The organism is Nitrobacter hamburgensis X14, from assembly GCF_000013885.1.
GTDB lineage: Bacteria > Pseudomonadota > Alphaproteobacteria > Rhizobiales > Xanthobacteraceae > Nitrobacter > Nitrobacter hamburgensis.
Map to the genome: position 1 here is coordinate 1,688,981 of NC_007964.1, position 21,393 is coordinate 1,710,373.

Here is a 21,393-nt window from a genome sequence, read left to right on the forward strand (position 1 = left end):
ATACCGGCTTTCCCATGCGGATCGGGTCAGCGCTGACAGGTGATCGCGACGTATTCGTTGCAGCCGCTGTGCCGACAGGAGCCTGTGGACCCCGGAATCGAATCGGTCATCTCCTCGGGCTTGACGCGCCTGTAAGCGGTGGCCTGCGCAAAATCGCGTGACCGGCAATAGGAGTGCGCGGCGTGGGCGCCGCACTTCTCGCCCTGGGCGAGGCACTGGTCGATACCGTACCCGTCGGCCTGGTTGGCGATGACGAAAACGCGACTGTCGGCCCATGCGCCGGCTCCCGCGAAGAGAGCCATGCCTGTGAGAAACATGCCTGCCAGAATTACGGCGATAATACGCATCGTGTACCGGAAAATGGAGAACGTCGTGGTTGTGAGCCGCGGGAGCCACGACGAGCCGGGGCGATTTCGCGGCGAAATGAGGCGTTTGTGGGGCGTGGCCTTGACGCCGCACCCCAGGCTGTTTCATGGTATCGGAATGAACGGTCTCCTCGCCATTTGTGGCATTTGTCGCGAGATTATGCGCTAGCGATTCGCTGGCTGAGGCCGTCTTTTCTCACAAGAGATCACTGGACGCCCGGCTGTTTGGAGCGGGATTCCATGGAACTGCGTCTTTACGATACCCTGACCAAGGAGAAGCGGGCTTTCATCCCGATCGATCCATCGAACGTGCGGATGTATGTCTGCGGTCCGACGGTCTACGACTTCGCCCATATCGGCAATGCACGGCCGGTCATCGTGTTCGACGTGCTGTTCCGGCTGCTGCAGCACATCTACGGCACCGACCACGTCACCTACGTCCGCAACATCACCGACGTCGACGACAAGATCAACGACCGCGCGGCGCGGGACTTTCCGGGCCTGCCGCTGAACGAGGCGATCCGCAAGGTCACGGAAAAGACCGCCGAGCAGTTTCAGGCCGATGTCGCCGCGCTCGGCTGCCTGCCGCCGACCCATCAGCCGCGCGCCACCGAATTCGTGTTGCCGCGCGATGACGGCCGGGCCGACATGGTGACGCTGATCAAGCAACTGATCGCACGTGGCCACGCCTATGAGGCCGGTGGCGAAGTGCTTTTCGATGTGCAGTCGATGCCGGACTACGGCGCGCTGTCGGGCCGCAGGCTGGAGGAGCAGAAGGCGGGCGCGCGGGTTGCGGTGGACGCGCACAAGAGGAATCCGGCCGACTTCGTGCTGTGGAAATTGTCGTCCGAGAACGAGCCGGGCTGGGACAGCCCGTGGGGCAGGGGACGGCCGGGCTGGCACATCGAATGCTCCGCGATGAGCGCGGCCTATCTCGGCGACGTCTTCGACATCCACGGCGGCGGCCTCGACCTGATCTTTCCGCACCACGAAAACGAGATCGCACAATCGCGCTGCGCCCACGGCACGCACACGATGGCCAACTATTGGATGCACAACGGCTTCCTGCAGGTCGAAGGCGAGAAGATGTCGAAGAGTTTGGGCAACTTCTTCACCATCAACGAGTTGCTGACAACGGAGAAATTTGGCGGGCGGAAGTGGCCGGGTGAAGTATTGCGGCTCGCGATGCTAAAGACTCACTACAGATCGCCGATCGACTGGACTGTCGATGCTCTCGAGGAAAGCAAAAGAATTCTCGATTCTTGGTACGATATTGTTGGTGACGATACTGAGGCGATTGGTGAAGTGGACAGAGAGGTCAGTGCATTTCTGGGAGACGACCTCAACACATCGGCTGCGGTTACGCGACTCCATGCAATTGCCGCCAGCAGAATAGGAAAATCCGGACAATTGCAAATTGATGCTAAGCGTAAGCTCAAGGTGTCCGCGGTGATGTTGGGTTTGCTCGGTAGAACCAAGCGAGAATACTTGGAGACCGATCCCCAAGTGATTTTGGTCGATTCGAATCTGGTTGCCCATTTGCTGTCAGATCGCGCCGCCGCCCGCGCGCGAAAAGACTTCAAGGAATCCGATCGCATCCGCGACGAACTCGCCGCCATGGGCGTCGTGCTGAAGGACGGCAAGGACGCCGACGGCAAGCCGGAGACGACATGGGAGATCGCGCGATGAATTTCCACTTGTCATTGCCGGGCTCGACCCGGCAATCCATCAGAAACGATGATGATCTTTCGGTTTTTATGGGATGGATGCGCGGGTCAAGCCCGCGCATGACGGGTCCTTTCCGAAGGATCGCAAACCTGCGCTCGCCGCCACTCTCTCCCCTTCAGGGAGAGGAAAACGGGGAGATCGCGCGGTGACGAAGCCCGACACGCCTTTTCCGAAGCACTGGCGCTATTACATGTTCATCAAGTGGGCGGTGATCGTCGCGGCAGTCGCGCCGGCCGCCCGTCTGTTCGGAGTGTTTTGACGCGATGGGACAGGCGCTTCCTGCACCTGCGCTGCGGCCGATGCTGCCCGCCGACGTCCCCGTGCTGGCCGAGATTTTTGTCGCGAGCATCGAGGAACTGACCGGCGACGACTACAGCGAGGCGCAGCAGATCGCATGGGCCAGCGCCGCCGATGACGAGGACAAATTCGGCGCGCGGCTCGCGAACGAACTGACGCTGGTAGCGACGTTGCGGGGCTCGCCGGTCGGCTTCGCTTCACTGAAGGGTACGGATCGCATCGGCATGCTCTATGTGCATCCGGGCGCGGCGAGGCACGGGGTCGCGACCACGCTGTGCGATGCGCTCGAAAAGCTTGCCGGCGCCCGCGGCGCTACGGCGCTGACCGTCGAGGCCAGCGATACGGCGGAGCGATTTTTCGCCAGGCGCGGCTACGTCGCGATGCAACGCAATTCGGTGACGATCGGCGACGAGTGGCTGGCCAATACCACGATGAAGAAGATGCTGACCGCGGGAGGTGCGGCATGAGTCGCGAACGTCTCTATCTGTTCGACACCACGCTGCGCGACGGCGCTCAGACCAACGGCGTCGACTTCACGTTGCAGGACAAGCAGGCGATTGCGAAGATGCTGGACGATCTCGGCATCGACTATGTCGAGGGCGGCTACCCCGGCGCCAATCCGACCGATACCGAGCTGTTTTTGCAAAAGCCCGCGCTTCGCCATGCGCGGTTCACCGCCTTCGGCATGACGCGGCGGCCGGGGCGATCCGCCGCCAACGATCCGGGGTTGGCCGCACTGATCGAGGCCAAGGCGGATGCGATCTGCTTGGTCGCAAAGTCCTCGGCCTATCAGGTCAGGGTCGCGCTTGAGACCACGAACGATGAAAACCTGGCGTCGATCCGCGACAGCGTGAAGGCCGTCGCGGCTGTGGGCCGCGAGGTCATGGTGGACTGCGAACATTTCTTCGACGGCTACAGGGAGGACCCCGCGTTCGCGCTGGCCTGCGCCAGGGCGGCTTACGACTCCGGTGCGCGGTGGGTCGTGCTGTGCGACACCAATGGCGGCACCATGCCGAACGAGATCGAGGCGACGGTTCGCGAGGTCGCGAAACACGTCCCCGGCGACCATCTCGGCATCCACGCCCATAACGACACCGAGCAGGCGGTCGCCAACTCGCTGGCCGCGGTGCGTGCGGGCGCGCGGCAAATCCAGGGCACGTTGAACGGCCTCGGCGAGCGCTGCGGCAATGCCAATCTGTGCTCGCTGATCCCGACGCTGAAACTGAAGAAGGAATTCGCCGATGCCTTCGAGATCGGCGTGTCCGAGGATCGCCTTGCGACCCTGATGCAGGCGTCGCGCACGCTCGACAATATGTTGAACCGCGCGCCGAACCGGCGCGCTCCTTACGTCGGCGAAAGCGCGTTCGTCACCAAGACCGGCATTCATGCGTCGGCGATCATCAAGGACCCCGCGACCTACGAGCACGTCGCGCCGGAATCGGTCGGCAATCGCCGCAAGGTGCTGGTGTCGGATCAGGCCGGCCGCTCCAACGTGCTCGCCGAGCTGGAGCGGGCGCACATTGCGTTTGACAGGAACGATCCGAAGCTCGGACGGCTGGTCGAGGAGATGAAGGAGCGCGAGGCGGCGGGCTACGCCTACGAATCGGCCGCCGCATCGTTCGATCTGCTGGCGCGGCGCACGCTTGGCCGCGTGCCGGAGTATTTCGACGTCGAGCAGTTCGACGTCAATGTCGAACAACGCTACAACTCCCACGGCCAGCGCGTCACCGTCGCGATGGCGGTCGTGAAGGTCAGGGTCGACGGCGAGATTCGGATTTCAGCCGCCGAAGGCAACGGTCCCGTCAATGCGCTCGATGTCGCCTTGCGCAAGGACCTCGGCAAATACCAGAAGTACATCGAGGGACTGACGCTGATCGATTATCGCGTGCGGATCCTCAATGGAGGCACCGGGGCGGTGACACGGGTGCTGATCGAGAGCGAGGACGAGGAGGGCGAGCGCTGGACCACGATCGGCGTGTCGTCCAATATCATCGATGCGTCGTTCCAGGCCCTGATGGATTCAATATTCTACAAGCTGGTGAAGTCCGGCGCGACGGCGTAAGGGTCCGCCGCGGTTATAGGCGGCCGGCGACGTCGGCCGGCATCTGCTTCGAGTTCAGCGCGTCGCTCGCGGCGGCGCGCAATTTCGGCAGGATGTCCTCCACGCGATCGGCCTGCAGGATATTGACGGCAAGCGTCGGCCGGATGAAGGCGGTGGCCCGCATGTGAGCGAGCAGAGCCAGCAGCGGTTCCCAGAAGCCGTCGACATTCGCCAGCATGATCGGCTTGCTGTGCCGCCCGAGCTGCTGCCAGGTGAGCTGCTCGACCAGTTCCTCCAGCGTGCCGACGCCGCCGGGCAGGGCGACGAAGGCGTCCGACCGCTCGAACATCAGGCGCTTGCGCTCGTGCATATCGCGGGTGACGATCATCTCCTGCACGCGCGACAGCGCGTGTTCGCGCGCGGTCAGGAAATCCGGAATGATGCCGGTGACGGTGCCGCCGTGATCGAGGGTCGAGGTCGCGATGGCGCCCATCAGGCCGACCGACCCGCCGCCATAGACCAGCCCGACGTTGTTCCGGGCGAGCGCTTTACCAAAAGCGACGGCGGCTTCGACGAATTGGGGATTTGTACCGGGGCCTGAGCCGCAATAGACGCAGACCGTTTTGATGGTGTTCATGGAATCGATGTGGCCCAGAACAATTACAGCGTCAAGGCTCGGCTATTGCCGGCACGGGGTCAAGTGCCTGCGGGGCCGCCCTCCGCAGCGAAAAGAATCGCCGGGAATAGGGTGTACGCAGCACCCAAACGCTCTATATGACGTCGATATATGACCTCGATCAGACGATATTCGCGGCGGCGGACGCCATTTTCGGGTTCAGGCCTGAGCGATGGCTGACGCGGCTCCGCATCCGGCGAGCGCCCCGGCAAATCCGTCCCATGATCCGACCCGGAGCGCGACGCTCGGAAGGGCGCTCGTGCATCTGTGGCCCTACATGTGGCCCGGCGATCGCGCCGACCTGAAGATGCGCGTCGTCTGGGCGATGCTGCTGTTGCTTGTGGCCAAGGTCGCCACCCTGATCGTTCCGTTCACGTTCAAATGGGCGGTCGATGCGCTGAACGGCGCAGGCAGCGCGCCCGTGCAGCCCGACAACTGGGCGATGTGGTTGATCCTGTCGCCGCTCGCAATGACGGTGGCCTACGGCTCGGTCCGCGTGCTGATGGCGCTGCTCACCCAATGGCGCGACGGCATCTTCGCCAAGGTCGCGATGCACGCGGTGCGCAGGCTGGCTTACCGGACGTTCGTCCACATGCACGAACTGTCGCTGCGGTTTCACCTCGAGCGCAAGACCGGCGGCTTGACGCGCGTGCTGGAACGGGGCCGCAACGGCATCGAAGAGATGGTCCGGCTCGTCATCCTCCAGCTCATTCCGACTGCGGTCGAGGTCGGACTGCTCACCGCCGTGCTGCTGTGGCAATTCGACTGGCGCTACGTGCTGGTGACGCTCATGACCGTCGTGGTCTATATGGCCTTCACCTACAGAGCGACGCAGTGGCGCATCGAAATCCGCCGCCGGATGAACGAATCCGATTCCGACGCCAATGCCAAGGCGATCGACTCGCTATTGAACTACGAAACGGTGAAATATTTTGGCGCCGAGTTGCGGGAAGCGAAACGCTATGACCGCTCGATGGAGCGGTTTGAGGCCGCAAGCGTCTCGACTTACACCTCGCTGGCCGTTCTCAACGGGGGGCAGGCGGTCATCTACACGGCCGGTCTGACGACGATCATGATCATGTGCGCGATCGGCGTGCGCAACGGCACTCATACGGTCGGCGATTTCGTCATGGTCAACGCCATGATGATCCAGCTCTACCAGCCGCTCAACCTGATGGGTATGGTCTATCGCCAGATAAAGCAGGCGATCATCGATATCGAAAAGATGTTCGGCGTGCTGACCCGCAATCCGGAGGTGAAGGATCGCGCCGGCGCGCAGCCGCTGCATGTCGGGCACGGTTCGGTGCGGTTCGAGGATGTGCGGTTTTCCTACGACTCGAATCGTCCGATCCTCAAGGGCGTGACGTTCGACGTGCCTGCGGGAAAGACGGTGGCGATCGTCGGGCCGTCGGGGGCGGGGAAATCGACGATCTCGCGCCTTTTATTCCGCCTTTACGATGTGTCGAGCGGCCGTATCCTGATCGACGGCCGGGATATCCGCGATGTCACGCAGGTCTCGCTGCGCGCGGCGATCGGGATGGTGCCGCAGGACACCGTGCTGTTCAACGACACCATCCGCTACAACATCCGCTACGGCCGCTGGAACGCGACCGACGAAGAGGTCGAGGCCGCCGCCCGGACGGCGCAGATCGACGGCTTCATCAGGATGTCGCCGAAGGGCTACGAGACCGAGGTCGGCGAACGCGGGTTAAAACTGTCCGGCGGCGAGAAACAGCGTGTGGCGATTGCGCGCACCGTGCTGAAGGCACCGCCGATCCTCGTGCTGGACGAGGCGACGTCGGCGCTCGACAGCCACACCGAGCATGAAATCCAGGAGGCCCTCGAAGGGGTCTCGCGCAACCGCACTTCGCTGGTGATCGCGCACCGGTTGTCGACTATCGTGGGCGCCGACGAGATTATCGTGCTCGATCAAGGCCGAATTGCCGAGCGGGGAACCCATGCCGGGCTTTTGGCGGCCGACGGTCTTTACGCCAGCATGTGGAACAGGCAACGCGAGGCGCAGGAGGCTAGAGAGAAACTGGCGCTGATCGGCGATGACGACGACGCGCCCAACCGTGCCCCTCCGCCCGTGGACGATCCGCTGGTGGCGCCGGCCGCCGCGGCAGAGTAGAATAGGCGCAAGGCAAGCTCCCCGAATCAGGCATCGTATTTTAATACGGATGCTGATCGAGGGGTCGTGACGCGTTCCCATAATGCCACCTTCACCTCAGATTCATTCGCAGATCATCAGGTGCTCATGTCCATAGATCGACAGACTCTCCTATCCGTCGCGAAGTCCATTCGCTCTGGCGCAAAATCTATCCGCGCCCAGATTTCGCCCATTCATCCGAAGGGTTATCCCTTCGTCGGCGGCTTCGCGCTCGCCAGCATCATCCTGTTCTGGATCTGGACCCCGCTCGGCTGGATCGGAACGCTCTTGACGATATGGTGCGCACTGTTTTTCCGCAATCCGGCCCGTGTGACGCCGGTTCGCGAGGGCCTCGTCGTCTCACCGGCGGACGGCCGCATCTCGATGATCGCGCCGGTGGTGCCGCCTGCCGAACTCGAGCTTGGCGAGCAGCCGATGGTGCGTATTTCGATCTTCATGAGCGTGTTCAATTGCCACGTCAATCGCAGCCCGGTCGCGGGAAAGATCGAACGGATCGTCTATCGTCCCGGCAAATTCATCAATGCCGAACTCGACAAGGCGAGCGAGGACAACGAGCGCAACTCGCTGGTGATATCGACGCCGAACAACGGTTTGGTCGGAGTGGTTCAGATCGCCGGACTGGTCGCGCGCCGTATCGTGACGTTCGTGCATGACGGGCAGACGCTCGAAACCGGCGAACGCTTCGGGTTGATCCGGTTCGGCTCGCGGCTCGACGTCTTCCTGCCGGAGGGGACGCAACTACTGGTGTCCGAAGGCCAGACCGCGATCGCCGGCGAAACGGTGCTGGCCGATTTTCAGCAGGCTGACGGCGGACGGACCTATCGCAGCAATTAACCGCTCGGGCGGCTTGCCGGGGGTGTCTGGCCGATGGCAGACCCGGCAAAGCCCTGCTATATAAAGGCCCTGCTGTACAGGAGAGGCGCAGACGCCATACGATCCGAAATCATCCGAGATGCGCCGTCGCCGGTTTCGCCCGATTCCGGTGCGGATGCTGGTGCCCAATTTCATCACGCTGCTGGCGATTTGCGCGGGACTGACGGCGATCCGGCTTTCGACCGAGGGACGGATGGAGCTTGCGGTGGCCGCGATCGTGTTCGCGGCCGTGCTCGACGGGCTCGACGGGCGGGTGGCCCGGATGATCAAGGGGCAGTCGAAGTTCGGTGCCGAGCTCGACAGCCTCGCCGACTTCGTCAACTTCGGTGTCGCGCCCGGCCTGATCCTCTATTTCTGGCAGTTGCACGACCTCCACAATGTGGGCTGGATCGCGGCGATGATATTTGCGATCAGCGGCGGCCTGCGGCTTGCCCGCTTCAATGCAACGATGAACGACACCAACAAGCCGGCTTTTGCTGCGAACTTCTTTACCGGCGTGCCTGCGCCGGCGGGTGCGATCGCGGTGCTTCTGCCGATCTATCTGTCGTTTCTGGGCGCTCCCCAGCCGCCCGCGGTGCTGACGGCGTTTTATACGCTGTTGATCGCGATCCTGATGGTGTCGCGGCTGCCGGTCTTCTCCGGCAAGATGGTTGGCATGCGCGTGCCGCCGGAGTTGGTGCTGCCGGTCTTCGTGGCGGTGGTGTTCTTCATCGCACTCCTGATCAGTTATCCGTGGGTCGTCCTCTCCTTCGGTTCGATCGTTTTTCTGTTGAGCCTTCCGATCGGTTGGAAATCCTATCGCGACCAGGACCTCAAGGCGGCTGTGGAGCAGACGTTTCCGGCCGAGCCGTCATCCGCCGACGCCGCGTTGCCGGTTGCGCTACCCCCCGAGGCCAAGTCGCCAACCATTCCGATCAGGCCACGGAAGCCGGACAACCGGTCTCCCCGCCCGAATTGAGAAACCCCGCACACGTGCAGCCGTCTGGCGTCCGGTGCGTTGCACGCTTGAACGGCAACATGTCGATGACTCGTCATTGCCGGGCATGGCCGTTAAAAAAAGCGGTTGTGCCCGTGCATGACGCCGCAGCGCGGATCGATTCCGTGTCATCGAGAGCCGCTTTGGTTCGACATTAACGCATTGGCAACGATTACCTTTCCGGTAACGGGTCTTTAATGGCGCCAAAGCTAGGGTGTTGACGCGTGTCTCAGAACGGGCCGCGCCGCCGTCCAGGATGGTCGGTCGAGTGTGCGTGGAGTTCTCATGGATATCATGACGGGTGCCGGACTTGCTTTCGGCATGATCGTAGTCGCCGTGATGGTCTTTATGGGCGGCGATCTCCACATGTTCGTCAGCGAACATGCCATGATCATCATCTTCGGTGGTGCGACCGCCGCCACGATGATCCGCTTCCCGCTCGGCGCGATTCTGCACGGCTTGCCGCTCGGCGCCAAGTTTGCCTTCACCATGAGCCGGCTGACGGCGCGCGACCTTGTCGACGAGCTGGCGCGGATCGCCGAGATCGCCCGCAAGCAGGGGCCGGTGGGTCTCGAGAAAGTCGAAACCAACGAGCCGTTTCTCGCCAAGGGAATCCGGTTTGTGGCGGATGGCTACGATCTCGAATTCATCCGCGACAATCTCGAGCGCGACCGCGACAATTTTCTCATGCACCTCGATGAGGGAAGCAAGATCTACCGCGCCATCGGCGATTGCGCTCCGGCGTTCGGCATGATCGGCACCCTGATCGGCATGGTGCAGATGTTCGCCAACATGACCGATCCGTCCAAGCTCGGCCCGTTCATGGCGACCGCGCTGCTCGCGACGCTCTACGGCGCGCTCGTCGCCAACCTGTTCTGCCTGCCGATCGCCGACAAGCTGCACGGCAAGCTGCTGGACGAGGAAACCAATCGTACCCTGATCATCGACGGCATCCTGATGATCCGGGATTCCAAGAGCCCGGCGCTGGTGCGCGAAATGCTGCTCGCCTACCTGCCGGAGAAGCATCGCCAGGAGGAAGGCGAGCCGGTTCCGGCGTGATCTGACGGTCGAGCATTTTCCGGCTAAGTGGAATCCGGTTCACGTTGAGAAATGCTCTCAATTAATAGCTTGCGCGTATTCTGATCGCATAACCGGTATTCACTTTTGCGGAATACGCGCTAGTCGGGAAACCAGCAATGGCCAAGAAAAAACGCGGCGATGCGCATGGCGGAGGGCACGGCTGGTTCGTCACGTTCGCCGATCTGATGGGCCTGATGATGAGCTTCTTCGTGATGCTCGTCGCCTTTTCCACCATGGACAACAACAAGCTCAAGATCGTCGCGGGCTCGATGCGTGACGCCTTCGGCGTTCAGACCGAGGTGCGATATTCCGGTATCATCGAATCGGATGGCCTGCCGACGCGGCCGAAACTGAAGAACTCCGCGCACGTCCCTCCGGAGGAAACCTCCGCCACGCCGACTCCCAACGAGCAGGAGCGTTTCAAGACCGCGGGCGCGCGCCTCAAGACGGATCGCGAGTTCGCGCTCGCTTCCGCGTCGCTGCGGCAGGCGTTGCAGGACATGCCGGAGCTGACCGAACTGTCCAAGCACATCATGTTCGAGGAGACCAAGGAAGGTCTCAACCTGGAGATCGTCGACCAGGACGGCCGATCGATGTTCGCGGACGGATCCAGGGAGCCTTACGAGCGGACGCGGATGCTGATCCGGAAGCTCGCGGCTCCGCTCAAGGCGACGCCTTTGCGGATTTCGATCACCGGCCACACCGCCTCGAACTTCATCCCGACGCGCAGTGATTATGACGGCTTCGATCTGTCGGCCGACCGCGCCAACGCCGTTCGCCAGATTCTCGAGCGGGAGGGGTTGCCGCCGAGCCATATCTTCGCGGTAGCGGGCAAGTCGGACAGTATGCCGCTGTTTCCGGACGACCCCTCGCTGGCGGCAAACCGGCGCGTCACCATCACCCTGATGCGCGAGGCGCCTCCGTTGCCTCCGAATTTGAAGCCCTGATTGTCCACAATACTATTTTACCGGACGCAGGCGCCTGCAAGGCAGATCAATGCAGGCTGTCAACATCATTCGATGGATTGACGGGCCTGTGCTTGTGGGCGATAGCCCCGGATCAAAACCACCATCAGAGCGTTTGCAAGACACCATGGCCGTCAGCGATCCACCCGTCGAAGCCGCAGGCGAGGCTTCGGCAACGAGGAGCGGCTTTTGGGCGTTAACGCTCGGAAGCATCGGCGTGGTCTTTGGCGATATCGGGACATCGCCCCTGTATGCGTTCCGCGAGGCGGTCAGTCATGCCGCGCAACAGGGGACGGTGACGCCGGTGATCGTGCTCGGCGTGCTGTCGCTGATCCTGTGGTCGCTGTTCATTGTCGTCACTGCCAAGTACGTTCTCCTGCTGCTGCGGGCCGACAACAACGGGGAGGGCGGTACCCTGTCGCTGATGGCGCTCGGCCAGCGGGCGCTGGGGCGGCAAAGCCTGCTTCTGCTGGCGCTCGGCGTGGTCGGCGCTTCGATGTTCATCGGCGATTCCATGATCACGCCGGCGATCTCGGTGCTGTCCGCAGTCGAAGGATTGAAGCTCGCGGCGCCGGAGTTCGGCAACTACGTCGTCCCGCTGACGTTGCTGATCCTGGTCATGCTGTTCGCGGTGCAGAGCCGCGGCACGGCAAGCGTGGCTTCGGCGTTCGCCCCGGTGATGGCACTGTGGTTCGTGGCCATCGCTGTCCTCGGCGCTTTGCACATCCACGAGGACCCGAGCGTACTGTTAGCGGTCAATCCCTGGTACGCTATTCACTTCCTGCTCAATCATGGCCTGATCGGCCTCGTCATCATGGGGCTGGTCTTTCTGTCGGTCACCGGAGGCGAGGCGCTATATGCCGATCTCGGCCACTTCGGCCGTAAACCAATTCAGGCGGCGTGGTTCTGTCTGGTACTGCCGGCGCTGCTGCTGAATTATTTCGGACAGGGGGCGCTGATCCTCGCCCATCCCGACGCCATCGAGAACCCCTTCTACCGTCTGGCGCCGGCGCCGATGATCCTGCCGCTGGTCATTCTGGCAACCGCCGCCACGGTGATCGCCAGCCAGGCCGTCATTACCGGCGCCTATTCGCTCATTCGTCAGGCCGTGCAACTCGGCCTGTTGCCGCGTTTCGAGGTGCGCTACACCTCCGAGACCCATGCCGGCCAGATCTACCTGCCGCGCGTCAACATCCTGTTGCTGATCGGCGTGCTGCTTTTGGTGTTGTTGTTCCGCACCTCTAGCGGGCTCGCCTCGGCCTACGGGATCGCGGTGTCCACCACGATGGTCGCCGACGGCATCATGGGCTTTGTCGTTGTCTGGAAGCTGTGGAACTGGCGGGCGGCGACGGCCGCCGCGTTGGTCGTCCCGCTTGTCGTCGTCGACATCATGTTTTTCAGCGCCAATCTCCTCAAGCTGCTTGATGGCGCATGGGTGCCGCTACTGTTCGGGCTCATTATGGTGGTGCTGATATGGACGTGGCGCCGCGGCGCGGCCATCCTCATCAAAAAGACCCGGCGCACCGAGGTGCCGCTTCTGGATCTCATCAAGAGTCTTGAAAAGCGGCCACCGCATATCGTCAAGGGCACAGCGGTGTTTCTGACCAGCGATCCCAATTTCGTGCCTACCGCGCTGCTGCACAATCTCAAGCACAACAAGGTTCTTCACGAACATAACGTCATCCTGACGATCGAAACCGCGCAAACCCCCCGCGTCGATCCCAGCGAGCGGGTTCGCATGGAAAATATCAGCGAGAAGTTCTCGACCGTCAGCCTCCGCTTCGGTTTCATGGAGTCGCCGAATGTCCCGAAGGCTCTGGTGATCGCGCGCAAGCTCGGCTGGCAGTTCGACATCATGGCGACGTCGTTTTTCGTCTCGCGGCGGTCGCTGAAGGCGTCCGCGCAGTCAGGAATGCCGGTTTGGCAGGATCGCCTGTTCATCGCGATGAGCCGGTCGGCCAACGATGCGATTAATTATTTCCAGATTCCGACCGGGCGAGTTGTTGAGGTGGGAACGCAAGTCATCATTTAGCAGGCTGTTGAAGAAGTCTCTGGCGCAGCGGTTCTGGGCATGATTCTCTTGATGCGGATGCGTCGAGGGGGGAGCGATGCGGGGAAGCGACGAACGGTCAGGCTCGCTGTTCAGCTATGTGGACTTGGAGGCTCGGATTCGCTCCGACCATCCGCTGCGAACGATCCGACAGATCGCGAACGCGGCGTTGAATGATCTGTCGAGGGACTTTGACAAGCTCTACACGGCGTTCGGCCGTCCCTCGATCGCACCGGAGAAGCTGCTTCGGGCAATGCTGCTGCAGGCATTCTACGGGATCCGCTCGGAACGGCAGTTGATGGAGCGGCTGGAGTTCGACCTGCTGTTGCGCTGGTTCGTGGGCTTGGGCGTGGACGACCCGGTGTGGGACCACTCGACCTTCTCGAAGAACCGCGACCGATTGCTTGAAGGTGAGATCGCCGCGAAGTTCTTGAACGCGCTGATGGGGCAGCACCAGGTCAAGCGGCTGTTATCAAGCGAGCATTTTTCGGTCGACGGCACGCTGATCGAGGCGTGGGCATCGATCAAGAGCTTCCGGCGCAAGGACGGCGGTGACCAGGACAGTGATGGACCGGGACGCAACGCCGAGCGCAGTTTCCACAACGAGAAGCGCTGCAACGAGACGCATCAGAGCACGACCGATCCCGAGGCACGGCTCTATAAGAAGGGCGGCGGCCAGCCGGCGAAGCTTTGCTACATCGGCCATGCCCTGATGGAGAACCGCAACGGACTGGCGGTGCTGGGTGGCGTGAGCCGGGCGACCGGAACGGCGGAGCGGGATCAGGCGTTGGCGCTGATCGACTGCCACCGCGGCCAAAGCGAGCGGCGGATCACGCTGGGCGCCGACAAGGCCTATGACGTCACCGCATTCGTCGAGGACTTAAGACGGCGTTCGGTCACGCCGCACATCGCCATCGACGGGCATTTGAGCAAGACCGGAAAGCCGCGCAAGACCGCGATCGACCAGAGGACTCTCCGTCATGCCGGATATGCCGTCAGCCAACGCTGTCGCAAGCGCATCGAGGAGGTGTTCGGCTGGATCAAGGCCTCCGCCGGACTTGCCAAGATCAAGCTGCGAGGCCGCGACCGCGTCAACGCCACCTTCACCCTGGCGCTGGCGGCCTACAACCTGATCCGCTTGCCCAAACTCCTGGCAGCCGCCGCGTGAAACACAAGTCGTGCACCGTCAAGATGCTCGATCAGGACCCTGATGGTGGCGCCGCCCGCAGATCACGCTGACTCCATTCCATATCCGTCTCCGTGGGAAACTTCTTCAACAGCCTGTTAGAGCGTTTTCGAGCGAAGCATGTCTTCGGGCTTGACCCGAGGATGGGTACCGGTTCGCGGGAAGAAAACGCGTCAAATCAAAATCATAGAGCCCGCTTCTGATTCCATCAGAAACGAAAAGGCTCCAGGCAAGCTATCATTTAGAATTGTGGCGGCGCTTGATTTTGTCGGCGCAAGGCGCGACGTTGCGCGGCTGGAGAGCGGGCGAAACCGGCTTTGAACCGGTGCGCCTGAATGCGGGGACGAGGAGGTTGCGTTGGCAGATCAGAATTTTGTCGTTCACGACTTGACGCCGGAAGAGGTCTCGAAGGGCATTGCCGACGGGCGCTATCTGCTGGTTGATGTCCGCGAGCCGAACGAGGTCGCGGCGGAGTCCTTTCCGGACGCGGTCGTTGTTGCGCTGTCGAGCTTCGACCCCAAGGCGATACCCGACCCGCAAGGCAAGCAGGTGGTGTTTGCCTGCCGCTCGGGCAAGCGCTCGGTGACCGCATCGCTGGTGGCGCAGGCCGGCGGTCTTGCCTACGACAAGCATCTTGCCGGCGGAATTCTGGGGTGGAAAGCGGTGGGGCTGCCGACCCGACCCGGCGGCTGAGATTTGACGCTCTCGATGAACAAGGTCTTCGCCGACCTTCCGGTCACGATCTTCGAGACGATGTCGCAGCTCGCCCGCGATAACGATGCCATCAACCTCGGGCAGGGTTTTCCCGACGATCCGGGTCCGGAGGATATCCGGCGCGCGGCGGCGGACGCCGTTCTCGACGGCTACAATCAATATCCATCGATGATGGGAATTCCGGAGTTGCGGCGGGCGATTGCCGCGCATTACGGGCACTGGCACGGCCTGTCGCTCGATCCGATGACGGAGGTCATGGTTACCTCGGGCGGCACGGAGGCGTTGACCGGCGCCATACTCGCCATGGTCGAGCCGGGTGACGAGGTCATCGTCTTCCAGCCGGTCTACGACTCCTATCTTCCGATCATCAGGCAGGCCGGCGGCGTTCCGCGCCTGGTCCGCCTCGAGCCGCCGCACTGGCGGCTGACGGAAGATGCGCTCCGCGGCGCCTTCACCCGCAAGACCAAGGCGGTGCTCTTCAACAATCCGCTCAATCCGGCCGCGGTGGTCTATCCGCGCGAGGATCTGGAATTGCTGGCGCGGTTCTGCCAGGAGTTCGATGCGGTCGCGATCTGCGACGAGGTCTGGGAGCATGTCGTCTTCGACGGCCGCGAGCATATTCCGCTGATCACCATTGCCGGTATGCGCGACCGCACCATCAAGATCGGCTCGGCCGGGAAGATATTTTCGCTGACCGGCTGGAAGGTCGGCTTTGTCTGCGCCGCGCCGCCGCTGCTGCGGGCGACCGCGAAGGTGCATCAGTTTCTGACGTTCACGACGCCCCCCAATCTTCAGGCCGCGGTCGCCTATGGCCTCGCCAAGCCGGACGAGTTCTTTTTTGCAATGCGCCGCGATCTCGCGCGACGCCGCGACCGTCTGACCCGCGGCTTTGAAGACATCGGGTTTCCCGTGCTGCAATCACAGGGAACCTATTTCCTGACGGTCGATCTTGCGCCGCTCGGCCTCAATGAAACCGACGAGGCGTTTTGCAGGCGCATCGTGACGGACCACAAGGTCGCGGCGATCCCGGTTTCCGCGTTCTACGAACAGGATGCGGTTACTTCGGTCGTGCGATTCTGTTTCGCCAAGAAGGATGCCACGCTCGACAGCGCGCTGGAGCGTTTGTCCGATGCCATGCTTGTTGTTTAGGGATGGTGCAAGCGATGATTCCGAATCGATACACATGGATCTGGGTTGCCGCCGCGTTCGCGCTTGGCTTCAGTGGAGCATCATCACGGCCGGCCCATGCGGCCGAGCGGACCGTCAATTTCTACAACTGGTCGAACTATATCGCGCCGGGCGTGCTCGATGCCTTCACCAAGGAGACCGGCATCAAGGTGGTCTATGACACCTTCGATGCCAACGAGACGCTGGAAACCCGGCTTCTCGCCGGCAAGTCGGGCTACGACGTGGTGGTGCCCACGGCATATTTCCTGCAGCGCCAGATCCACGCGAATATCTTCCAGAAGCTCGACAAGGCGAAGCTGCCGAATCTTGCCAACGCCTGGCCGGAGGTGACGGCGAAGCTCGCAGTCTACGATCCCGGCAACCGCTATGCCGCGAGCTACATGTGGGGCACGACCGGCATCGGTTACAACGTCAAGGCGGCGCAGCGCATTCTTGGATCCGACGGCAAGATCGATAGTTGGGATATCATCTTCGATCCGGACAAGCTGGCAAAGTTCAAGGACTGCGGCGTCCAGATGCTCGATTCCGCCGACGATATCTTGCCGGCGGCATTGAACTATCTGGGTCTCGATCCGAATTCGACAGCAAAGGCCGATCTCGAACAGGCGGCGGCCCTTGTCAGCAAGGTCAGGCCTTCCGTTCGGAAATTTCATTCCTCGGAATATCTGAACGGGCTCGCCACCGGCGAGATCTGTCTTGTCGTCGGCTGGTCGGGCGATATCAAGCAGGCGCAGCGCCGCGCGGCCGAGACCCATAACGGCGTCGAGATCGGCTATGCGATTCCGAAAGAGGGCGCGCAGATGTTTTTCGACAATCTCGCCATTCCGGCGGATGCGAAGAATGTCGCGGAAGCTTATGAACTGATCAATTATCTCTATCGGCCCGACGTGGCGGCGAAGAATTCGGATTTCCTGTCCTACGCCAACGGCAATCTGGCCAGCCAGAAGCTGATCGATCCGAAAATCTTCAACGACAAAACGATCTATCCGGACGCGGCCACGATGAAGCGGCTGTTCGTCATCACCGCGCGCGACCCGAAGACCCAGCGTGCGGTCAACCGGCTCTGGACCCGCGTGAAAACCGGGCGGTGACGGGCAGTAGCGTTTTCGAGCGAAGTGGAAACCGGTTCGCGTGAAGAAAACGCGTTAAATCAAAGAGAGCCTACCGCCAGCGGCGGTGCAGCCACAGCCATTGATCCGGGTATTCGCGGATCCAGCCTTCGATCACCGAGGTGATGGTCTGCATCGTACCCTGCACGTCGATCTGCCCGTTCGCATCCCGCACCGGTGCGACCTCTTCGGACAGTTCGGCGCGGAAGCGATGGCCGGGCAGGCGGATGATCCGCACGCCGTGGATCGGGCACTCGATCTGCCGTAGCAGACGCGCCAGCATCGGATTGGCCCTGGTCTTGCGGCCGAAGAACGTAACCTCGACGCCGTTGGTCAAATACTGGTCGACCAGCATGGCGACGTGTCGGCCGCTTTGCAGCGCTTGCGCCAGTTTGAACGGCGCGGCAGGACCGGCCGGGATCAGCGTGCCCATGTTGACGGAACGTAATTGCTCGATCGCGCGATCGGCCGCTGCGATATTCGGCCTGCGAAACAGCACCGCCGCATCGAGCCCATGCGCGACGGCGGCGACGGCGGGGAGTTCCCAGTTGCCGAGATGGCTTGCGAAAATCAGCGCCGGCTTGCCGTCGAGCCGCAGCTTGTGGAACAGCTCGCGGGTGCGCGGCCCGATTTCGATGCGGCTGTCCTCGGGATGATCCGGATCGTGTTTCCAGATGTGATCGAGATGGGCAAACTCCGCACCGATGCGTCCGAGATTGTCCCACACTCCCGCCAGGATCGTCTCGATCTCGTCCGGCGACTTTTCGGGAAACGCGGCCGTCAGGTTGGCGCGCCCGATCTTCTGCTCGCGCAGCATCGGCCCGATCTTTTGCGTGATCTTGCCGAACAGGTTTGCCGTCCCGATCGGATCGAAATAGCGCGTCGTGCGCAACAACCCGATCGTCAACCCGCCGATGGCGGCGGCGCCCACGGGTTTGACCGCGTCGCGCAGTCTGGCTCGAGTTCGCAGGAGGAGACGCTGCACTATCGCCGTCAGACCGGTTCGCGCGTCAGGATCAGCGACGCGTTCTGTCCGCCGAATCCGAACGAGTTCGACATCACCGTGGTGACGCGCGCATCGCGGGCTGCGTTGGGAACGACGTCGAATGGGATCGCGGGGTCCGGCACGTCATAGTTGATAGTCGGCGGAATGCGCTGGTGCTCGAGCGTCAATAGCGAGAACACCGCCTCGACAGCTCCCGCCGCCGAGAGGGTGTGGCCGACCATGGATTTGTTTGACGATACCGGGATCTGCCTGGTGCGCTCGCCAAACACGGTCGAGATGCCGAGATATTCCATCTTGTCGTTTTCCGGGGTGCCGGTGCCGTGCGCGTTGATGTAATCGATCTGCTCGACGGTCACGCCGGCGTCCGCGAGAGCGTTGCGGACGCATCCGATGATGGGCTTGCCGTCGGGGCTTGAGCGCGTGCGGTGGAAGGAGTCCGCCAGTTCGCCGCATCCCGCCACGATGCCCAGTATTTTCGCGCCGCGCGCGGCTGCGGCCTCATAGCTTTCGAGAACCAGCGCGCCCGCGCCCTCGGCCATCACGAAGCCGTCGCGGTTCTTGGAAAACGGTCGTACCGCGGCCTGCGGGGGGTCGTTCTGGGTCGACAGCGCCGACAGCAGCGAGAACCGGATCAGCGCTTCGGGATTGACCGAGCCGTCAGTTGCGACGCACAGCGCGGCATCGGCCTCGCCACGGCGGATCGCTTCGACGCCGAGTTGAATTGCGGTGGCTCCCGATGCGCAGGCCGTCGAGAGCGAGATCGGCGAGCCCTTGGTGCCGAAGGTTTCGGCGAGATGATCCGCAACGGAGCCGAACAGGAAGCGGCGATGATATTGCTTGAACCCGCCGCCGCCGCTGACCCGCAACATCTGATCATAGTCGATATCGGTATCCGCACCGATACCGCGGCCGAGTTCCTGACGCTGCGGCCACTCAAGCTCGACCGGGGCGACCGCGAGAAACAGCGGGCCTGGAAAATCACCGGAGCTGCCGATCCTCGCCTGCGCGACAGCCTCCTCGGTCGCGATGTCGGCGAGTCGCTCCGAAAGATCGGTCGACGAGAACGGCTCGACCGGGACGAAATCGATCGTGCCCGCCATCGTGGTTCTCAGGCCGTCGGTCGGGAACCGCGTGATCGTCCTGATGCCGGACTCACCCGCGCAAAGTCTGGCCCAGTTGTCGGTCTTGCCGGAGCCGAGAGAGGTCACGACGCCCATGCCCGTGACGACGACGACAGGCCTGCCGGATTTGTCGCGCATAGCGGTCATGGTTCCCCCATCGAATCCTGGTTTTCAGCCGATCGCTTCAACCAGCGCCATGCCTTCGCCGCGCCAGTGTCCGGCTCCGATCACGACAATCTGGGCCGGAGGCTTGGACATATCAATCTCCTGGCCCGATGAATCGGCAGGCGCGAACAGCGATCCGCGCGACAGCGACAACGCGGCGACGGCCAGTCCAAGCGGAAACTGCGCCTCCATGATGTGACCGAACATTGTTCCGGTCGCGCGGACCGGGATGTCCGGATGGGCGCGAAGGAACGCGCGTTCTTCCGACGTGACCGGCTCGGCGCCGGTGGCGCCCGTGACGATCGCTGCGGCATCCGCGCGGCTGCCGAGCCTGGACCACAACGATTCCAGCGTCGATGTGGTGTCGCCGGAGCGTTTGCGCCGTGCATGATCGGCGACGACGTTGACCAGGCGCGCAAACGGCTTCGCGCCACGAGCCTCCGCGTGGGCTCGGGATTCAATCACCAGAAAAGCACCGCCGGATCCGAGCGCGAAGCCGCTGTGGTGCTCACGCGTCCAGACCGGCGCGTGTTTTTCTTTCAGGTTGAAGTCGCCGAATTCGTAGAGGAGGAGCAAATCCTTCCGCTCGCCATTATGGGCGGCGCCGACCAGCGCGATGTCGCTTTGACCGGCGGCGATCCGCGCGAGCGCGATGCGCACCGCGTCGACGCCGGCGGCCTCTTCGCCCATGAAGGTGCGCGACGAACCGGTAACGCCGTGAACGATGGCAATGTTGCCGGCGAGAAGGTTGGACAACTGCGCCAGGAAGAGTGTCGGCCGCAGGTCGTTCATCAGCCGTTCGTTGAGAAAGCCGGGCGCGGAGTTGCCCTTTGCCTCGGCGTTCAGAATTCCGGCGTCGACGACAAGGTCGCGTTCGCCTCCACCTGCGGCGACGATCATGTCCATCCGCGCCAGTATATCCTTGTTGCCTTTGACACCGGCTGAATCGAGCGCCAGCCCCGCGGCGTAGGTCCCGATGCGCTGCCAGGCTTCCATCTGGCGCTGGTCGCCCTTTTTCGGAATCTGTGCGTCGAAGTTAACGGGCGCCAGCGGATGAACGACGTACGGCGCGAAGCTGTTCTCGTCGGCATTGATACGCCGCTGGTTCAGTGCATCCCAATGCGCATCAAGACCCTCGCCGAGCGAGGTGGCGAGCCCGATCCCGGTGATCCAGGCTTCGATCGGTGCTGAACGCGATGGTATCTCAGTCATGGGCAATCATTTGTTGCGGAAACCCGATGCGCCTGGCCATGGCCTCCATGTGTCCGCGCATATCCGCATTTGGGAAGGGGGCGATGCCAAACGTGATCGTCGCATTGCACCGCCGTTTGCCGCCGACACGGACGTTGGCTTGGGTGATGGCGTAGCCGGAGCCTTCGTGAACGATACTTGCTTCGATGCTCAGGAGTTCGCCGGGAGTCACAAAAGTTCGCATCTTGGCTTCCTTGACCGCGGCGAGAAACGGCATGCGCTCAAACTTCATCGACGCGATCAGCAACCAGCCCGACGCCTGCGCCATCGACTCGATCAACAGAACGCCCGGCATCAGCGGATATCCGGGGAAGTGCCCCTCGAAGATCGTGTTTTGCTGAGGCACCTGAGCCTCAACCGCGATCGTTTTCTCGCCGATATTGAGGTCGGTAATGCGATCGATCAGGTGAAAGTATGCGAGATCCATGGCCG

At 62.5% G+C, this 21,393-nt stretch carries 19 protein-coding genes; 13 read left to right on the forward strand and 6 right to left on the reverse strand.

The window, feature by feature from the left end; genetic code table 11:
* Positions 1-26: 26 nt before the first annotated feature.
* Positions 27-347, reverse strand: a complete 321-nt coding sequence (locus NHAM_RS07595; RefSeq protein ID WP_011509999.1) for a hypothetical protein — start codon at positions 345-347, stop codon at positions 27-29.
* Between the two features lie 258 nt (positions 348-605).
* On the opposite strand from NHAM_RS07595, the gene cysS reads away from it, so the two are divergent.
* The 3 genes from cysS to cimA all read left to right on the forward strand — a co-directional run bounded on the left by cysS (position 606) and on the right by cimA (position 4,452).
* Positions 606-2,054 carry a cysteine--tRNA ligase gene (cysS, locus tag NHAM_RS07605; protein ID WP_011510000.1) on the forward strand — a complete coding sequence of 483 codons (1,449 nt, stop codon included), beginning with the start codon at positions 606-608 and terminating at the stop codon, positions 2,052-2,054.
* A gap of 302 nt (positions 2,055-2,356) precedes the next feature.
* Positions 2,357-2,857 carry a GNAT family N-acetyltransferase gene (locus tag NHAM_RS07615; RefSeq protein WP_011510001.1) on the forward strand — a complete coding sequence of 167 codons (501 nt, stop codon included), beginning with the start codon at positions 2,357-2,359 and terminating at the stop codon, positions 2,855-2,857.
* The gene (cimA, locus tag NHAM_RS07620) at positions 2,854-4,452 is read left to right on the forward strand and encodes a citramalate synthase (protein ID WP_011510002.1); all 1,599 of its coding nucleotides are present in this window, start codon (positions 2,854-2,856) and stop codon (positions 4,450-4,452) included. The genes NHAM_RS07615 and cimA overlap by 4 nt, the downstream gene beginning before the upstream one ends.
* Before the next feature lie 13 nt (positions 4,453-4,465).
* Here the strand turns inward: cimA and NHAM_RS07625 are convergent, their stop codons facing one another.
* Positions 4,466-5,068 (reverse strand): TIGR00730 family Rossman fold protein, encoded by a 603-nt coding sequence (locus NHAM_RS07625; RefSeq protein WP_011510003.1) that lies wholly within the window; start codon positions 5,066-5,068, stop codon positions 4,466-4,468.
* 211 nt (positions 5,069-5,279) lie between these two features.
* Here NHAM_RS07625 and NHAM_RS07630 point away from each other — a divergent pair, with 211 nt between their 5' ends.
* From NHAM_RS07630 to NHAM_RS07675, 10 genes are all read left to right on the forward strand, one after another.
* A complete protein-coding gene (locus NHAM_RS07630) occupies positions 5,280-7,238 on the forward strand; it encodes an ABCB family ABC transporter ATP-binding protein/permease (protein WP_011510004.1) in 1,959 nt (652 codons plus the stop codon).
* A 126-nt stretch (positions 7,239-7,364) separates the two neighbouring features.
* The gene (locus tag NHAM_RS07635; protein ID WP_011510005.1) at positions 7,365-8,111 is read left to right on the forward strand and encodes a phosphatidylserine decarboxylase; all 747 of its coding nucleotides are present in this window, start codon (positions 7,365-7,367) and stop codon (positions 8,109-8,111) included.
* Positions 8,112-8,229: 118 nt separating this feature from the next.
* Complete coding sequence (gene pssA / locus NHAM_RS07640) at positions 8,230-9,108, forward strand: CDP-diacylglycerol--serine O-phosphatidyltransferase (protein WP_011510006.1); 879 nt, start codon at positions 8,230-8,232, stop codon at positions 9,106-9,108.
* A gap of 303 nt (positions 9,109-9,411) precedes the next feature.
* Positions 9,412-10,185 (forward strand): motility protein A, encoded by a 774-nt coding sequence (locus NHAM_RS07645; RefSeq protein WP_011510007.1) that lies wholly within the window; start codon positions 9,412-9,414, stop codon positions 10,183-10,185.
* A gap of 137 nt (positions 10,186-10,322) precedes the next feature.
* Positions 10,323-11,153, forward strand: a complete 831-nt coding sequence (locus tag NHAM_RS07650; RefSeq protein WP_011510008.1) for an OmpA/MotB family protein — start codon at positions 10,323-10,325, stop codon at positions 11,151-11,153.
* A gap of 145 nt (positions 11,154-11,298) precedes the next feature.
* On the forward strand, positions 11,299-13,203 hold the full coding sequence (locus NHAM_RS07655; protein ID WP_041357831.1) for a potassium transporter Kup: 1,905 nt from the start codon (positions 11,299-11,301) through the stop codon (positions 13,201-13,203).
* Positions 13,204-13,279: 76 nt separating this feature from the next.
* Entirely contained in the window at positions 13,280-14,389 is a 1,110-nt protein-coding gene (locus NHAM_RS07660) for an IS5-like element ISNha7 family transposase (protein WP_011509106.1), read from the forward strand.
* A 375-nt stretch (positions 14,390-14,764) separates the two neighbouring features.
* Positions 14,765-15,100, forward strand: coding sequence for a rhodanese-like domain-containing protein (locus tag NHAM_RS07665; RefSeq protein WP_011510010.1), 336 nt, complete (start codon positions 14,765-14,767; stop codon positions 15,098-15,100).
* A 15-nt stretch (positions 15,101-15,115) separates the two neighbouring features.
* A complete protein-coding gene (locus tag NHAM_RS07670) occupies positions 15,116-16,270 on the forward strand; it encodes an aminotransferase (protein WP_011510011.1) in 1,155 nt (384 codons plus the stop codon).
* A gap of 14 nt (positions 16,271-16,284) precedes the next feature.
* Positions 16,285-17,400, forward strand: a complete 1,116-nt coding sequence (locus tag NHAM_RS07675; protein WP_011510012.1) for a polyamine ABC transporter substrate-binding protein — start codon at positions 16,285-16,287, stop codon at positions 17,398-17,400.
* 70 nt (positions 17,401-17,470) lie between these two features.
* Here the strand turns inward: NHAM_RS07675 and NHAM_RS07680 are convergent, their stop codons facing one another.
* From NHAM_RS07680 to NHAM_RS07695, 4 genes are read right to left on the reverse strand one after another with little or no spacing between them, the layout of a single operon-like run.
* Positions 17,471-18,403 (reverse strand): lipid A biosynthesis lauroyl acyltransferase, encoded by a 933-nt coding sequence (locus NHAM_RS07680; protein ID WP_011510013.1) that lies wholly within the window; start codon positions 18,401-18,403, stop codon positions 17,471-17,473.
* Positions 18,404-18,411: 8 nt separating this feature from the next.
* A complete protein-coding gene (locus NHAM_RS07685) occupies positions 18,412-19,692 on the reverse strand; it encodes a beta-ketoacyl-ACP synthase (RefSeq protein ID WP_041357832.1) in 1,281 nt (426 codons plus the stop codon).
* Positions 19,693-19,716: 24 nt separating this feature from the next.
* Positions 19,717-20,922: a beta-ketoacyl-ACP synthase gene (locus NHAM_RS07690; protein ID WP_011510015.1), complete on the reverse strand. Its 1,206-nt coding sequence runs from the start codon at positions 20,920-20,922 to the stop codon at positions 19,717-19,719.
* A complete protein-coding gene (locus tag NHAM_RS07695) occupies positions 20,915-21,388 on the reverse strand; it encodes a 3-hydroxyacyl-ACP dehydratase FabZ family protein (RefSeq protein WP_011510016.1) in 474 nt (157 codons plus the stop codon). The genes NHAM_RS07690 and NHAM_RS07695 overlap by 8 nt, the downstream gene beginning before the upstream one ends.
* Between the last annotated feature and the right edge of the window lie 5 nt (positions 21,389-21,393).

Excerpts from the sequence above, each read along its gene's own strand:
- NHAM_RS07595 (WP_011509999.1), bottom strand. The coding sequence starts at position 347 with ATGCGTATTATCGCCGTAATTCTGGCAGGCATGTTTCTCACAGGCATG.
- cysS (WP_011510000.1), top strand. The coding sequence starts at position 606 with ATGGAACTGCGTCTTTACGATACCCTGACCAAGGAGAAGCGGGCTTTC.
- NHAM_RS07615 (WP_011510001.1), top strand. The coding sequence starts at position 2,357 with ATGGGACAGGCGCTTCCTGCACCTGCGCTGCGGCCGATGCTGCCCGCC.
- cimA (WP_011510002.1), top strand. The coding sequence starts at position 2,854 with ATGAGTCGCGAACGTCTCTATCTGTTCGACACCACGCTGCGCGACGGC.
- NHAM_RS07625 (WP_011510003.1), bottom strand. The coding sequence starts at position 5,068 with ATGAACACCATCAAAACGGTCTGCGTCTATTGCGGCTCAGGCCCCGGT.
- NHAM_RS07630 (WP_011510004.1), top strand. The coding sequence starts at position 5,280 with ATGGCTGACGCGGCTCCGCATCCGGCGAGCGCCCCGGCAAATCCGTCC.
- NHAM_RS07635 (WP_011510005.1), top strand. The coding sequence starts at position 7,365 with ATGTCCATAGATCGACAGACTCTCCTATCCGTCGCGAAGTCCATTCGC.
- pssA (WP_011510006.1), top strand. The coding sequence starts at position 8,230 with ATGCGCCGTCGCCGGTTTCGCCCGATTCCGGTGCGGATGCTGGTGCCC.
- NHAM_RS07645 (WP_011510007.1), top strand. The coding sequence starts at position 9,412 with ATGGATATCATGACGGGTGCCGGACTTGCTTTCGGCATGATCGTAGTC.
- NHAM_RS07650 (WP_011510008.1), top strand. The coding sequence starts at position 10,323 with ATGGCCAAGAAAAAACGCGGCGATGCGCATGGCGGAGGGCACGGCTGG.
- NHAM_RS07655 (WP_041357831.1), top strand. The coding sequence starts at position 11,299 with ATGGCCGTCAGCGATCCACCCGTCGAAGCCGCAGGCGAGGCTTCGGCA.
- NHAM_RS07660 (WP_011509106.1), top strand. The coding sequence starts at position 13,280 with ATGCGGGGAAGCGACGAACGGTCAGGCTCGCTGTTCAGCTATGTGGAC.
- NHAM_RS07670 (WP_011510011.1), top strand. The coding sequence starts at position 15,116 with ATGAACAAGGTCTTCGCCGACCTTCCGGTCACGATCTTCGAGACGATG.
- NHAM_RS07675 (WP_011510012.1), top strand. The coding sequence starts at position 16,285 with ATGATTCCGAATCGATACACATGGATCTGGGTTGCCGCCGCGTTCGCG.
- NHAM_RS07685 (WP_041357832.1), bottom strand. The coding sequence starts at position 19,692 with ATGACCGCTATGCGCGACAAATCCGGCAGGCCTGTCGTCGTCGTCACG.
- NHAM_RS07690 (WP_011510015.1), bottom strand. The coding sequence starts at position 20,922 with ATGACTGAGATACCATCGCGTTCAGCACCGATCGAAGCCTGGATCACC.
- NHAM_RS07695 (WP_011510016.1), bottom strand. The coding sequence starts at position 21,388 with ATGGATCTCGCATACTTTCACCTGATCGATCGCATTACCGACCTCAAT.